Origin of the sequence: Streptomyces blattellae, assembly GCF_009709555.1 — a bacterium.
Lineage (GTDB): Bacteria > Actinomycetota > Actinomycetes > Streptomycetales > Streptomycetaceae > Streptomyces > Streptomyces blattellae.
Map to the genome: position 1 here is coordinate 77,992 of NZ_WJBG01000252.1, position 15,339 is coordinate 93,330.

Sequence of the window (15,339 nt, forward strand, 5' to 3'; positions counted from 1 at the left end):
GTCCACTCTGAAGGCCAGACCTTCACAAGCACCACAACTCATCACCACAGCAACGCCGCACCAGGGAGCTGTTTTCCATGAGCGCCGAGACTCCTGCCGCGTCCGGTCAGTTCACTCGCCGGAGGCTGCAGTTCCGTGCCTGGCGGGGCACTCGCCCGTTCTGGGCCGGCCTGTTCGTCCTGCTCGGCGGCTTTCCGATCATGTACTTCCCGTACGCGAACCTCAAGCTCGGTCATCTGACGCTGGCCATGTCCACGACCGCGGGCGCCGGGTCTCTGATCATCGGTGTGCTGCTCGTCGTACTGGGCTTCAGCCTCTGGTTCCAGAAGCACATCCGTATCTTCGCGGGTGTCGCGGCGATCCTGCTGGCGCTGGTGTCCCTTCCTGTGTCCAACTTCGGCGGCTTCCTCATGGGCTTCCTGCTGTCGATGTTCGGCGGGGCGATGGCCGTCGCCTGGGCGCCGGGCGTGCCGCCGGCGCCGGCGGCGGAGGAGACCGGGAAGGGTGAGGGTGACGCGCCGGAGGGCCTGACCGAGCCGGGCGCCGATCCGCTGGGTGAGCCGATCGATCTGTCAGGAACGACCCCGGCGAACGGGGCGAACGGGAGGCACAGTGCCGGCTGACGAGGTGACCCGCGGGACTGATGTGGACACGTCCCGTGTGAGAACCGGGCCGCGCCATGCGGCACCCAAGAAGCCGCTGTTCACCAGGTTCCAGATGCCGGCCGGGAAGGCGATAGCCCTGGCGGCGATGCCGACGGCGGTCCTCATGGGGATGGGGTTCACACCGAAGCTGGCGCTCGCCGAGGACCAGCCGGCGTCCAGGAGCCTGACGGCGGACGAGTACCAGGACTGTGTCGCGGCCATGGAGGACGAGGCGTCGGCGAGCGCGAGCCCGTCGCCGTCGGCCTCGGCGAGCGAGTCCGCCGATGCGGCGGAGCCGTCGCCGTCGGCGTCCTCGACCGGGGACGACGGGACCTCCGAGTCCGGGTCCAAGGAGAGCAACTCCTCGGGCGGCAAGGGCTCTTCGTCGGATTCAGGTTCCGACGACGAGGCCACGCCGACGCCGTCGGCCACCGCGAGCGGCTCGGGCGGCTCGGAGTCCGGCGACGACACCGCCACGGCGAGCCCGTCGCCGTCGGAGAGCGAGGGCGGCCTGCTGGAGGACATCGGCGACGCGATCTCCGACATCTTCACCGGCGGTGAGGACGAGGACGCGTCGGCGAGCGCGAGCCCGTCACCGTCCGCCACCCCGTCGGCGTCGGCCTCAGAGGACGCGAAGTCCTCGTCGTCCGACGCCGCCGAGGAGACCACGGAGAAGGCCACCGGCACGGTAGAGGACACCGGGAAGGACGCGACCGACACGGCGTCGGAGGCGGCCGAGGACACGCAGAAGGCGGTCGAGGAAGCGGCCGAGGCCACCGAGAACGCCACCGAGTCGGCCACTCCGAGCCCGTCCGCGAGCGCCACCACGGACGCCGACGGCTGCCCGGTCGCCACGGACGCGGAGGGCGGCGTCGACAACACGGTGCCGCTGCCCGACGACCCGTGGTACCTGGACGCCAGTTCGCTGACGCTGAAGGGTGCCGACTACCAGGGCGTCGTCGAGGTGCAGACGGCCAACGGCACCAAGAAGAAGGTGCTGAAGTACGTCATCTCCGACGGCACCGACATCGGTGACCTGCACCAGACGGTCAAGGACAAGCAGTCCGGCAAGACCTACCACGTGCAGGCGGGCGCGGGCACGACGTCCACGATCCGCAACGGCGACACGATCATGTACACGGAGTCCATCTCCGGGAACCTGTTCGGCCTGATCCCGCTCACGTTCGACCCGGAGCACCCGCCGCCCCTGAACATCCCCCTGATCTACTTCACCAAGGTGAAGGTCCAGCAGGCCGGCCAGTTCGGCGGCGACCTGACCGTCCCCGGGCTGCGCAGCTACCAGACGGACTGAGTGCCGACCAGAGCCCGTTCGGGAGCCGCACACAGAGCTGTGGCCCGGTCCTCCGCAATCGCGCGTGGGCCGGGCCGCAGTGCGTGTGATGCAGCGCACCGCCGACGCCCTGGTCTCCGTCGACATCGGCACGGAGACCCTGAAGGCCACCACCGAGCATCCGTTCTGGGTACCGGGCAAGGGCTGGACCGGTGCCGAGGCGCTGCGCCCCGGCGGCCGGCTGACCACCCTGGACGGCAAGGACGCGCGCGTCGAGTCGGTGACGAAGGTCCGTGGCCCGGTCCAGGTGTTCAATTTCGAGGTCGAGGGCGACCACACCTACTTCGTCGGCGCGTCGAAGGTGCTGGTGCACAATGCCTGTCGGATCTGGCCGAACAACATGGCGGCCACTCTGGAACGGGAGCTCGCCCTCGCCGAGCGGATGGGCGTCCGTCCGGCCAAGCCGGGTTCGGCGGACTGGGACAGGTACGTCGACATGGACGGCGAACCGATCAAGTGGGCCGTTTTGGAGGACGGACAACTGGTGATCATGCCGAAGATGGTGCAGGAACAGGAACTCTCCCACCCCGTGCTGAGTGGCGGTGCCCGGTGCGGGCCGCCGGTGAGGCCCAGGTCGCGGGCGGCGGTGGCCAGTACTTCGGGCTGGAGATCAGCGCCCACAGCGGTCACTTCTTCAAGTCGGGCGCCCCGTTCTGGGCCGCTGGCGGGGGAGCGGAACGGCTCGGCAAGGAGGCGTTCGAGGCGGCTGGGGTGATGTTCGGGTGACCGGGTGTTTCGACGGTCTCGACCGGCTCGACCTCGACGGTCATGTGCGGCGCTGGTCAGCGCCGGACGCCGGTCGGGTCGACGGGGACGTAAGCCAGTGGATGGCCGCGGCCCAGCAATTCGCCGCCCGGGTCCAGGCTGATCCGGGCGGGCTGACCGGGTTGACCGACGAGCGGTGGCGCGAGGTTGGGCAGGCGTGGACGGCGCTGCTGGCGGCTGCCGAGCGGTCGGTCGGGGCGCAGCGCAATGAATGGTTGTTGCGGGATCTGCACCTGCGGTCCTGGCTGCTGGTACGTCTGCGGCCGCGCGCGGGTGTGGCATTGCTCGATCCCGAGGTCGTGCTGGAGAGCGCGCTTGCCGCCATGCCCATGTCTGTGGAGGAGGCCGTCCGGTTGGCCTCGTGGTGGCGGGAGCTGAAGCCGGACGAAATTCTGGTGTTCCGCGAGCGGATCCTGGCGCTCCGGATGATCCGACGGTTGCTCGCCACGGTGAGGCCGCTGGCTCCGCTTCTCGAGGATCACCCCCGCTGGGGTGAAGTCGAGGAGTGGGCACGGGTGGCCGAAGGACTGCCGTAAACCCCCGCTGAGAACGCTGAGGGCGTCCCCTGCCACAGGCAGCAGGGGACGCCCTGTCCCAGATGCCGGCTGGGAAGGCGACAGCCCTGGCGGCGATGCCGACGGCGGTCCCCCGGCGGGGGCACAGCCATGTGTGTGAGGGCAGAGCGGTAGTAGAACACAAGAGTGAATTTGGTTCCGTAAGCGCTTTCTCACTGTCATGATGTCCGGGTCCCCGTGGGGAGGGGGCGCGGGGGCGCATGTTGACCGCATGCGGCATGGACGGGGATCTCTCAACTTCCTGACTTTTCCTGCGCGGCAGGCTGCCGGTTTCACCAACGGGCGGCCTGTTCGGGCCGTTTGTCATGCCTTCTTCCTGCTGGGACGGGACCGACCATCCGGACCGACCATCCAGGTAGGCATTGACGTGCGAAGAACTCGAAGAACACCTCAACGACGACATGCGCAAAGTGGTTTAGCGGCCATCGGGCTCGCAACCGCCACCGCTGTGCTCGGCGGACTGGTGTCCGCAGTCCCCGCGTCGGCAGACGAACCGGGGGACAACCCGACCGACCCGTACGAGCGTGCCCTCCGCATCAGTCTGGGCGCCCAGGCCCGCGAGGACCGCTGCCAGGTGGCGCGGGCCGTGCACTTCGGCGGGCCAGAGATGAAGACGTACGCGGCGACCAAACTCGCGGGCCCGGATGCCGAGCTGCGCACGGTCGTGGCGGATTGGACCTTCGGTGAACTGGGCAATGCCCAACGACGGGACCGTGATGCGGGTCTGGCCGACTGGAATGCCCACCTGGACCGCCAGGACCAGCTGAACACCGGCAACAAGCCCTATGCCTCGGTGAATTCGCAGGGCGGGCGGGACTACTGGGCGCCCGACTTCGGCGGGGACATCGTCGCTTTCACCCTGGGGACCCAGCGGGACCTGTACGCCAGGACGTGGGACAGCCCGACCCCGAGGCCCGGCAAGGCCTCGCTGGACGAGGCCGAGAAGGTGCTCGACGCGTTCGACACCGGCGACGACGCCTGGGCCGGCGCGTACAAGGAGGTCGCGGGGTGGGAACTGCTCGACACCAGCAACATGGGCTATTCCTCGGCCAACGACGTCGCCACCTTCCTGCGGTTCGGCGGCTTTCCGACGAAGGCCCCCGAGCCGGACTCGCTGGAGTTCCGCACCGAGGTCGAAGCGCTGAAGCAGGCCTGGGCAGCCTGTGACAGCGCCAACCCGATCGACCACTACCGGGTGCTCACCGGGGTGGTCGTGCAGGCGTACTCGGAGTGGGAGGCGGAGTACTCCGGCCAGGCCGAGCAGCGCAAGACGATCGTCACCGCCGAGGCTGCCGCGGCGAAGGAGACGCGGGCCGCCACCGCCGCGATGACCGAGGCGGTCCGGCAGGCCTGGCAGGCGGACCAGATCCTGTACTGGCAGAAGTACTGGGCCGCGCACAAGAGTTCGATCCACTACCCGACGCCCGCCGAGATCAGCAAGGCCAAGAAGGACCTGAACACGGCGAAGACCAAGGCCGCCGCGCAGGTGGCCGTGGCGGACGCGGCAGCCGCCCGGGCCAAGACGGCCGCGGACACCGCGAGCACCGCGCAGACGAAGGCGTGGGCGATCGCCGACGCCGCGAAGTTGCCGCGCGGGCGGGGCCTGCTCTACGCGCAGCAGTCCGTGCAGGTTGCCAAGGCATCGGCCGCTGCTGCCCAGGCGGCGGCGAAGGCCACGCTCACGGCGTCCAACGCGGCGAAGGCCACGGCGGCGGACTCCCAGACGCTCCTGGCGCTGGCGAATACCCAGACGCACGCGTTGAACACGGAGTTCCGCAAGACTGCGGCACTGGAGGCGAAGGCACAGGCCAAGGCGGCTGCCGAGTCCGCGGCCAAGCTGGCCGCCGAGGCGGCGGCCAACGCCACCACCGCGAAGAAGGCCCGCACAACGGCCGAGAAGGCGGAGAAGACCGCCAAGGACCAGGCGGCGGAGGCAAAGCGGCAGCGCGGTGTCGCGGAGGCCGAGAAGGCCACCGCCGAGCGGGAGCGCGACCTGGCGGCCAGCGAGCGGGCGAAGGCCGACGCGGCCGAGCAGCGGGCGCTGAGCGAGCAGGGCAACGCACGTCAGGCCCGTACGGCGGCGGAGACGGCCGGTTCGACAGCGTCGGAGAAGCTGGCAGCGGCCGAGGACGCCGAGCTGCGCGCGCGCCTGGCCCGTGACAAGGCGGTCGAGGCCGAACGCGACAAGAACGCCACCGCGTCCCGGGCAGCAGCGCTGGAGTCCGCCGCTGCGGCAGCCGAGGGCACCAGCGCTGCGGCGGAGACCCGGCAGGCGGCCACCGAGGCACGTACCGCCGCCACCGAGGCGGCGGGCGCCGCGACCCGGGCCCGTACCGCGGCGAACGAGGCGTCCACGGCGGCTGTGAACGCCCGAGCGGCAGCCACTCGGGCGGAGGGTGCGGCCAAGCGTTCCCGCTCCGCCGCCGACGCGGCCCAGTCGGCGTACACCAAGACGCACGCTGCCGCCGCCACCGCGCACGCCGCGGCGGCCGAGGCGATCGACGCGGCCGCGGCCGCGAAGGAGAACGCCAAGAAGGCGGACGCCGAGGCGAAGAAGGCCCAGGCCGCGGCGGTCACCGCGCGCAAGGAGGCGACCGCGGCGGTGGCCGAGGCCGCCAAGACGACCGCGTGGGCGGCGAGGACAGCCGGGTACGCGGCTGCCACGGCCCAGTACGCGCAGGCCGCCCGGGACGCCGCGACCGCGACGACCAAGGCGGCCAACGAGGCGATCAGCATCGGCTCCCCGTACGTCGAGACCGACGCCTCGGCCGCGTACGCGGTGCTGATCGGGCAGACGTCGAAGACGATCGCCGAACAGCAGGCCAGCGCGGCCAAGGCCAAGTCGGACGAGGCGAAGAAGGCGGCGGCGCAGGCCAAGGCGCTCGCCGACAAGGCCACCGGCGACGCGAAGATCGCCCTCCAGGCGGCAGCCGACGCCGCGGACTACGCCGTCCAGGCGGTCAACTCCGCCGCGGCAGCCAACGCTTCCGCCGCCGCGGCGGCGACCGACGCGGCGGCGGCGAAGAAGGCCGACGCGAACGCCCAGCGGTACGACCAGCAGGCGGGCACCGACGCCTTCTATGCCAACGCGGCCGCGAACGCCGCCGAATCGGCGGCCGCCCAGGCCGACCGCGACGCCACGGAGGCGGAGAAGGACGCCTCGAGCGCCCGCTCGGCCGCCACGAGCGCGGAACAGGACGCGTCGACGGCCGACCGGACGGCCACCAGGGCGGAGAGCGACGCCACCAAGGCGGAGGGCGCGGCAGCCAACGCCAACACCTACGCGGAGCAGGCGGACAAGGCGGCCGACCAGGCGGAGGCCGAGGAACGGGAACGGGCCAGGCAGGAGCGCGAGGAGGTAGTGGCTTCCGGTGGTTCGACCACCGAATACGTTCTGACCAAGGACGAGGAAGCCGCTCTGCTCGCGGAGTGCGGACAGGAGTGCGTCGACCAGTATCGCGAGGCCATGGCAGCCGCCAACCAGGACGTCCTCGACTGGGTCAAGGCGAACGGTGGCGCGATCCTGATCGACCTGATCGGGGTCAAGGACGCCAAGAAGTGCTTCTCCGATCCCGATGTGGAGAGCTGCCTGTGGACGGCCATCAACGCCGTCAGCGTCGTCACTCTGATCGGCAAGGCGCCGGCCGTGGGCACGGCCATCCTTCGGGTCAGCACCGGGATTGCGAAGTTCTTCGAGGGGGCGTCCAAGGCGCGCAAAACCCTCAAGGCGCTGAAGGTCATCATCGATGCTCGGCTCGTCAAGGGTGGCGTGTCGTTCTGTGTGAAGCACAGCTTCGTGGCGGGCACGATGGTCGAGATGGCCGACGGCAGCGTCCGTGCCATCGAGAATGTCGCCGCGGGGGACCAGGTCCTCAACGCGCAGCCGGGCGGGAACACCGCCGAACGGCATGACGTGGTGCTGACCCACCGCACCACCACCGACACCCGCTTCACCGAGCTGACGGTCGCCACAGCGAGCGGACGGCGTACCCTCACCGGTACGTCCGACCACCCGTTCTACGACCTCACCACCAGGTCATGGATGGACGCCGGGCGCCTTCAGGCCGGTCACCGGCTGCAGACCCTGGATGACGGCACCGTCACGGTCGTCGGCGTGACCTCGTACACGAAGCCGCAGGTCACATACGACCTGACGGTGGAGGGCGTGCACTCCTACTTCGTGATGGCTGGGGACAGCCCCGTGCTGGTCCACAACGTCAACTGCCGTACTATCACCGACGGGGCGCTGAAGCACATTCGTGACGAGCACCTATGGGGCGGCAAGTACCACGAGGCGGGCGCCATGGAGAACGTGTTTGATGAGGGTATCGACGCCGGGAAGCTCAAGAAGCTGATCGAGGAAGCGGCGCAGTACGGGCGTGAGGTCCCCAGGGCCAAGGGCGACACCCGCAGTGGCAACTACGTTGAATACGCCTTCGACGGTGTGACGACCGGGGCGAACGGCCAGAACGGTATCCGGCTCGCCGTCGACGAGTACGGCAACCTGTTGACCGCGATGCCGAAGAACGTCTGGTGACAGGAACGGAGGACAGGTGATCGCCTTCTCTTTCGAGCCGCGCGCGGATGACGACTCCTGGTCGCCGGACTGGCGGCCGGAGGGTCCCGACCTGAATGGCTCGGACTTCTGCCTGAGTTACTTCAGGGCCGACCGGCGACTCGTGGTCCACGGTGTGGACCTCAGCGTGCGGCTGCTGGGCGAGCCGGTGGTCGACTTCGCGCTGATGTTGCACTACGCGACGACGATGCTGGAGACCCAGAGTGACATCGCGGTCGAGGCCAGCCTGACCCAGTATGTGTACGCCTTCAGCCGGGACGGGGACTCCATCACCCTCACGACGCAGTGGCCCCCGCGGGTGGCCCAGCTGACGTGGCCCGAGTTGCGGGAGCTGACCGTCCGCGCGAAGTCCGAGGCGGTACGGCTGATCACCGCCGCTCATCCGGAGCTGGGCGGTAACGCGTGGCTGCGGGAGACGGTGGGAGCACCGCCGGACGCGTGAACACCCGGTGAGAAGAACTGAGGGCGTCCCCCTGCCACAGACAGCAGGGGACGCCCTCAGCGCCGTACAAGCCCCTTGCGGGGCGCATGTGTTACTTCGTCTCGCCGCCCAGGTGATGGACGCGGACCATATTGGTGGTCCCCGGCACCCCGGGAGGCGATCCCGCCGTGATGATGAGGGTGTCGCCGGTGTTGAAGCGGCCCAGTTTGAGGACCTCGCCGTCGACCAGGTCGACCATTTCGTCGGTGCTGTTGACGAAGGGGACGACGTGGGACTCGACGCCCCAGCTCAGCGTGAGCTGGTTGCGGGTGGACTCGTCCGTCGTGAAGGCGAGGATCGGCTGGGACGCCCGGTAGCGGCACAGGCGGCGGGCCGTGTCGCCGGACTGGGTGAAGGCAATCAGGCCCTTGCCGCCGAGGAAGTCGGCGATCTCGCACGCGGCTCGCGCGACCGAACCGCCCTGCGTACGCGGCTTCTTGCCGGGGACCAGCGGCTGCAGGCCCTTCGAAAGCAGCTCCTGCTCGGCCGCCTGGACGATCTTGGACATCGTCTTGACCGTCTCGATCGGGTAGGCGCCGACCGAGGACTCCGCCGACAGCATGACCGCGTCCGCGCCGTCCAGGATCGCGTTGGCCACGTCGGAGGCCTCGGCGCGGGTCGGGCGGGAGTTGGTGATCATCGACTCCATCATCTGGGTCGCCACGATCACCGGCTTGGCGTTGCGCCGGCACAGCTCGATCAGGCGCTTCTGCACCATCGGGACCTTTTCGAGCGGATACTCGACGGCCAGGTCGCCGCGGGCGACCATGACCGCGTCGAACGCCGCGACGACGCCCTCCATGTTCTCCACCGCCTGCGGCTTCTCCACCTTGGCGATGACCGGGACCCGGCGGCCCTCCTCGTCCATCACCCGGTGGACGTCCTCGACGTCCTTGGCGTCCCGCACGAAGGACAGCGCGACCATGTCGCAGCCCATGCGGAGGGCGAATCGGAGGTCCTCGACGTCCTTCTCGCTCAGCGCCGGGACGTTCACCGCCGCGCCGGGCAGGTTGATGCCCTTGTGGTCGGAGACGACACCGCCCTCGATGACGATCGTCCTGACCCGCGGGCCCTCGACGTCCAGCACCTTCAGCTCGACGTTGCCGTCGTTGATCAGGACCTGGTCGCCGCGGGAGACGTCCCCGGGCAGGCCCTTGTAGGTTGTCCCGCAGATCTGCTTGTCACCCGGGACGTCCTCGGTGGTGATGACGAACTCGTCACCGCGCTCCAGCTCCACCGGGCCCTCGGCGAAGGTCTCCAGCCGGATCTTGGGGCCCTGGAGGTCGGCGAGGACGCCGATCGCGCGGCCGGTCTCCTTGGACGCGGCGCGGACACGGTCGTACCGACCCTGGTGCTCGGCGTGCGTGCCGTGGCTGAAGTTGAAGCGGGCCACATTCATGCCGGCCTCGATCAACGCGACGAGTTGCTCGTGGGAGTCGACCGCGGGGCCGAGAGTACAGACGATTTTCGAACGGCGCATGGGGCGATCCTATCGGTTTGTTTCGGCGCGGAATTTAGCGTCTGGCGGAAGACACAAAGGGGCGGGATGCCGCTCAGGTGAGATTCTGGGAACCCTTCACGAGCGCGTACGTCTGTGTCGCAATCTCCAGTTCCTCATCGGTCGGCACCACGGCGACGGCGACCCGCGCGGACTCCGGCGAGATCAGCCGCGGCTCGTCACTCCGTACGGCGTTCAGCTCGCCGTCGACGGCCAGGCCCAGCGCCTCCAGGCCCGCCACGGCAGCTTCCCGCACCGGGCTCGCGTTCTCCCCGACTCCCGCCGTGAAGGCGACCGCGTCCACCCGTCCGAGTACGGCGTAATAGGCGCCGATGTATTTCCTCAGCCGGTGGATGTAGATGTCGAAGGCCAGTTTCGCCTGTTCGTCGCCCTCGTCGATCCGGCGGCGGATCTCCCGCATGTCGTTGTCGCCGCACAGACCGACCAGGCCGCTCTTCTTGTTGAGAAGAGTGTCGATCTCGTCCGTGGACATTCCGCCGACACGCATCAAATGGAAGATGACGGCAGGGTCCATGTCCCCGGACCGCGTACCCATCACCAGCCCCTCCAAAGGCGTCAGCCCCATGGAGGTGTCGACACATCGGCCACCCTCGACCGCCGAGGCGGACGCTCCGTTTCCGAGGTGCAGGACGATCACATTTACTTCGGAAGGGTGCTTGCCCAGCAGCTCCGCCGTCGCCCGGGAGACGTACGCGTGCGAGGTCCCGTGGAAGCCGTACCGGCGGATCCGGTACTCGTCGGCCGTCCGCACGTCGATCGCGTAGCGCGCGGCCGACTCCGGCATCGTCGTGTGGAACGCGGTGTCGAAGACGGCGACCTGGGGCAGGTCGGGACGCAGCGCCGACGCGGTGCGGATGCCGGTGAGGTTGGCGGGGTTGTGCAGCGGGGCGACCGGGACGAGCCGTTCGATCTCGGCGAGGACCGCGTCGTCGATCACGGTCGGCTCGGTGAAGTGCAGCCCGCCGTGCACGACCCGGTGGCCGATCGCGGCCAGCTCGGGTGAGTCCAGGCCGAGCCCGTCCCTCGCCAGTTCCTCCGATACGGCCTTCAGCGCGGCGTCATGATCGGCGATCGCCCCGGTCCACTCCCGGGCCGCGCCGCCCGTCGGCGTGTGCTTGAGCCGGGAGGTCTCCTCGCCGATCCGCTCGACGAGGCCCACCGCCAGCCGACTGCCGCCCCGCATGTCGAGCAGCTGGTACTTCACCGACGAGGAGCCGGAGTTGAGGACGAGGACGCGCGTGGAACTCACAGCCGGGGTGCCTTCTCGTGCGAGGTCTGGGCCTGGATCGCCGTGATGGCGACGGTGTTGACGATGTCCTGGACGAGGGCACCGCGGGAGAGGTCGTTGACCGGCTTGCGCAGCCCCTGCAGGACAGGGCCGACGGCGATCGCGCCGGCCGAACGCTGCACGGCCTTGTAGGTGTTGTTGCCGGTGTTGAGGTCGGGGAAGATCAACACGCTGGCCTGACCGGCGACTTCGGACTGAGGCAGCTTGGTCGCCGCGACGGACGGCTCGACGGCGGCGTCGTACTGGATCGGCCCCTCGATCTTCAGGTCGGGCCTGCGCAGCCGTACCAGCTCGGTCGCCTCGCGCACCTTGTCGACGTCGGCGCCCGAGCCGGACGTACCCGTGGAGTACGACAGCATCGCGATCCGCGGCTCCACGCCGAACTGCTCGGCGGTCGCGGCGGACTGGATGGCGATGTCGGCGAGCTGCTCGGCGTTCGGGTCGGGGTTGACCGCGCAGTCGCCGTAGACGAGGACCTTGTCGGCGAGGCACATGAAGAAGACGGAGGAGACGATCGACGCTCCCCCGGAGGAAGGACTCCCGGGCTTCGTCTTGATGATCTCGAACCCCGGGCGGATGGTCGCGGCCGTGGAGTGCACCGAGCCCGACACCATGCCGTCGGCCAGGCCCTCCTCGACCATCAGCGTGCCGAAGTAGTTCACGTCGGAGACCACGTCGTACGCCAGCTCCGCCGTCACGCCCTTGTGGGCGCGCAGGGCCGCGTACTTCTCGGCGAAGCCGTCGCGCAGTTCGCTGGTGGCCGGGTCGATCAGCCGGCAGTCGCCGAGGTCGATACCGAGGTCGGCGGCCTTCTTGCGGATCTGGTCGACCGGGCCGAGGAGGGTGAGGTCGCAGACGCCGCGGCGCAGCAGGACCTCGGCCGCGTGCAGGACGCGGGGCTCGGTGCCCTCCGGGAGGACGACCCGGCGCAGGTCGGAGCGGGCCTGTTCGAGGAGCTTGTGCTCGAACATCATCGGGGTGACGCGGTCGCTGCTGGGGGCGCTGACCCGCTTCAGCAGGTCGCCGGTGTCGGCGTACCGCTCGAACAGGCCGAGCGCGGTCTCCGCCTTGCGCGGCGTGGCCGCGTTCAACTTGCCCTCCAGGCCGAAGAGTTCGGCGGCGGTCGGGAAGCTGTTGCCGGACACCGACAGGACCGGGGTGCCGGGGGCGAGGCGGGCGGCGAGGGTGAGGATCTCCTCGCCGGGCACCTCGTCGAGCGTCAGCAGCACGCCCGCTATCGGCGGGGTGCCGGCGCTGTGCGCGGCGAACGCGCCGACGACCAGATCGGCGCGGTCGCCCGGCGTGACGACCAGGCAGCCCGGGGTCAGGGCGGCCAGGAAGGTCGGCAGCATCGCGCCGCCGAAGACGAAGTCCAGCGCGTCACGGGCGAGCCCCGAGTCGTCGCCGAGCACCACCCTGGCGCCGAGGGCGTGGCTGATCTGGGAGACGGTCGGCGCGGCGAGTGCGGGCTCGTCGGGCACGACGTAGCAGGGCACCGGCAGCCGGCCGGTGAGCCGCTCGGCGATCAGGTCGCGGTCCTCGCGGGCGACGCGGTTGGTGACCATGGCGAGGACGTCGCAGCCGAGGCCGTCGTAGGCGCGGTAGGCGTTGCGGGTCTCGGCGAGGACGGACTCCGCGGTCTGCCCCCGGCCGCCGACCACCGGGATCACGGACGCGCCGAACTCGTTCGCCAGCCGCGCGTTGAGGGACAGCTCGTCCGGGAACTGGGTGTCGGCGTAGTCGGTGCCGAGGACGAGGACGACGTCGTAGTCCCGGGCGACGAGATGGAACCGGTCGACGAGGGTGGAGACCAGTTCGTCCGCGCCCTGCTCGGCCTGGAGCGCGGACGCCTCGTGGTAGTCCATGCCGTACACCGTCGCCGGGTCCTGTGAGAGCCGGTACCGGGCGCGCAGCAGCTCGAACAGCCGGTCGGGCCCGTCGTGGACGAGGGGGCGGAAGACGCCCACCCGGTCGACCTGCCGGGTCAGCAGTTCCATGACCCCCAGCTCGACGACCTGGCGGCCGTCGCCGCGGTCGATACCGGTCACGTACACGCTGCGTGTCACGCGTGCTCTCCGTTTCGTCTTCGTCAGCCGGGGGGCGTGGTCAGTCGGTTTCGTGGTCAGTCGGTTTCGTGGTCAGTCGGTTTTTCGGCTCGCAAAAATCGCCCACGGGGGTGAGCGGAACCCTCTTGACAATACCCTTGCCGGTGGATAAGGCACTCCTCAGCTTCGGGGCAGCGCCATCGGTCTGAGCGACGTGAAACAATCGGACTGGCTCACCGGTGTCAACAGCGAGCAGGAGACACAGCACGATGCGTATCGGAGTTCTCACCGCAGGCGGCGACTGCCCCGGCCTGAACGCCGTGATCCGGTCGGTCGTGCACCGAGCGGTCGCGCGGTACGGCGACGAGGTGATCGGCTTCGAGGACGGGTACGCGGGCCTGCTCGACGGTCACTACCGCACGCTGGACCTGGACGGGGTCAGCGGCATCCTGGCCCGCGGCGGCACCATCCTCGGCTCCTCCCGGCTGGAGCGCGACCGGCTCCGCGAGGCCTGCGACAACGCGCCCGACATCGCCCGGGACTTCGGCATCGACGCGCTGATCCCGATCGGCGGCGAGGGCACGCTGACCGCGGCGCGGATGCTCAGTGACGCGGGCCTGCCCGTCGTGGGCGTCCCGAAGACGATCGACAACGACATCTCCTCGACGGACCGGACCTTCGGCTTCGACACGGCGGTCGGCGTGGCCACCGAGGCGATGGACCGACTGAAGACCACCGCCGAGTCCCACCAGCGCGTGATGGTCGTCGAGGTCATGGGCCGGCACGCCGGCTGGATCGCCCTGGAGTCCGGGATGGCCGCCGGCGCCCACGGCATCTGCCTGCCCGAGCGCCCCTTCGACCCGGGCGACCTGGTCAAGATGGTCGAGGAGCGCTTCGCCCGCGGCAAGAAGTTCGCCGTCGTCTGCGTCGCCGAGGGCGCCCACCCCGCCGAGGGCACCATGGACTACGGCAAGGGCGAGATCGACCAGTACGGCCACGAGCGCTTCCAGGGCATCGGTACGGCGCTGGCCTTCGAGCTGGAGCGGCGGCTCGGCAAGGAGGCCAAGCCGGTCATCCTCGGCCATGTCCAGCGTGGTGGTGTACCGACCGCGTACGACCGTGTCCTCGCCACCCGCTTCGGCTGGCACGCGGTGGAGGCGGCGCACCGGGGTGAGTTCGGCAAAATGACCGCGCTGCGCGGCACGGACATCATGATGGTGCCGCTGGCGGAGGCGGTGACCGAGCTGAAGACGGTGCCGAAGGACCGGATGGACGAGGCGGAGTCGGTCTTCTAGACACCAGGAGAACGATCACTCTTCTAGACACCAGAAGAACGATCACTCTTCTTAGACACCCGGAGAACGATCGCTGACCCTGGTCCAGAACAGGTCCAGGATCCGGTCGAGGAACTCGCGGCCGGACCGGTCCGAGCTGTCGATGCCGCCGCCCCAGCTGAGGGTGGCGACCATCCGCCCCTGATACGCCTGGTACAGCTCCTGGAGGGTGACCTCCAGGAGACGCTGGTCCAGGGGCAACAGCTTCGCGACCGGCCGGACGTACGCCTGCCAGCGCGTCGTCACCGCGCTGCGCAGCAGCTCGGCCAGGATCGGGGCGCGGCCGGTGACGGTGACGAGGTCGGGGAGCGACAGGCCGAGCAGGGAGGCGAGGGCGGAGGCCTGACGGTCGGTGCCGCGCCAGTCGCCGGTCTCTTCCATCCGGAGATACGCCGCGAGTCCCAGCCCGATCGAACGGGCGACGTCCTCGGGCGCCATGCCCCGGGCGGTGCGGTGCTCGCGCAAGGTCCGCGGCTGCCCGATCAGATCACCCGGCGAGCACCACAACACGCCTGCGAGCGCGGTGAGTTCGGGGCCGGTCGGAGTGATGGCGCCGCGTTCCCAGGCGACGACGAGATCCGGGCTGACATACGGCAGCCCGTACGAGGCACGCAAGTCGTGGGCGACATGTTCGGGCCCCATGCCGAGGGCGGTACGGAGCCTGCGGGCGGCGGGGGCGTCGAAGGGGGGACCGGGCTGCTTCGGCAGAGGTGGGGGTCGGCGCACGGGCCACAAGCTAGAGGCGTGGGGATGCGCTGACT

At 69.8% G+C, this 15,339-nt stretch carries 11 protein-coding genes; 7 read left to right on the top strand and 4 right to left on the bottom strand.

Annotation, left to right across the window (positions count from 1 at the left end; translation table 11 throughout):
• Window positions 1-77 precede the first annotated feature (77 nt).
• From GFH49_RS38230 to GFH49_RS38255, 6 genes are all read left to right on the top strand, one after another.
• Complete coding sequence (locus tag GFH49_RS38230) at window positions 78-623, top strand: DUF6114 domain-containing protein (protein WP_155060644.1); 546 nt, start codon at window positions 78-80, stop codon at window positions 621-623.
• Window positions 613-1,956, top strand: a complete 1,344-nt coding sequence (locus GFH49_RS38235) for a hypothetical protein (RefSeq protein WP_155060645.1) — start codon at window positions 613-615, stop codon at window positions 1,954-1,956. Before GFH49_RS38230 ends, GFH49_RS38235 begins: the two co-directional genes overlap by 11 nt.
• Before the next feature lie 88 nt (window positions 1,957-2,044).
• A complete protein-coding gene (locus tag GFH49_RS38240; protein WP_155060646.1) occupies window positions 2,045-2,710 on the top strand; it encodes a polymorphic toxin-type HINT domain-containing protein in 666 nt (221 codons plus the stop codon).
• Between the two features lie 7 nt (window positions 2,711-2,717).
• Entirely contained in the window at window positions 2,718-3,296 is a 579-nt protein-coding gene (locus GFH49_RS38245; protein WP_155060647.1) for a hypothetical protein, read from the top strand.
• A gap of 502 nt (window positions 3,297-3,798) precedes the next feature.
• The gene (locus tag GFH49_RS38250) at window positions 3,799-7,872 is read left to right on the top strand and encodes a Hint domain-containing protein (protein WP_155060648.1); all 4,074 of its coding nucleotides are present in this window, start codon (window positions 3,799-3,801) and stop codon (window positions 7,870-7,872) included.
• Between the two features lie 16 nt (window positions 7,873-7,888).
• Complete coding sequence (locus tag GFH49_RS38255; protein ID WP_155060649.1) at window positions 7,889-8,353, top strand: hypothetical protein; 465 nt, start codon at window positions 7,889-7,891, stop codon at window positions 8,351-8,353.
• Between the two features lie 91 nt (window positions 8,354-8,444).
• Here GFH49_RS38255 and pyk read toward each other — a convergent pair whose 3' ends face one another.
• From pyk to pta, 3 genes are all read right to left on the bottom strand, one after another.
• On the bottom strand, window positions 8,445-9,872 hold the full coding sequence (gene pyk / locus GFH49_RS38260) for a pyruvate kinase (RefSeq protein WP_155060650.1): 1,428 nt from the start codon (window positions 9,870-9,872) through the stop codon (window positions 8,445-8,447).
• A 73-nt stretch (window positions 9,873-9,945) separates the two neighbouring features.
• Window positions 9,946-11,160, bottom strand: coding sequence for an acetate kinase (locus GFH49_RS38265; RefSeq protein WP_155060651.1), 1,215 nt, complete (start codon window positions 11,158-11,160; stop codon window positions 9,946-9,948).
• The gene (gene pta, locus GFH49_RS38270) at window positions 11,157-13,265 is read right to left on the bottom strand and encodes a phosphate acetyltransferase (RefSeq protein ID WP_155060652.1); all 2,109 of its coding nucleotides are present in this window, start codon (window positions 13,263-13,265) and stop codon (window positions 11,157-11,159) included. The genes GFH49_RS38265 and pta overlap by 4 nt, the downstream gene beginning before the upstream one ends.
• A gap of 248 nt (window positions 13,266-13,513) precedes the next feature.
• On the opposite strand from pta, the gene GFH49_RS38275 reads away from it, so the two are divergent.
• Window positions 13,514-14,539 (top strand): ATP-dependent 6-phosphofructokinase, encoded by a 1,026-nt coding sequence (locus GFH49_RS38275; protein WP_155060653.1) that lies wholly within the window; start codon window positions 13,514-13,516, stop codon window positions 14,537-14,539.
• A gap of 51 nt (window positions 14,540-14,590) precedes the next feature.
• On the opposite strand, the gene GFH49_RS38280 is transcribed toward GFH49_RS38275, so the two are convergent.
• Window positions 14,591-15,304: a helix-turn-helix domain-containing protein gene (locus GFH49_RS38280; protein WP_408055989.1), complete on the bottom strand. Its 714-nt coding sequence runs from the start codon at window positions 15,302-15,304 to the stop codon at window positions 14,591-14,593.
• Between the last annotated feature and the right edge of the window lie 35 nt (window positions 15,305-15,339).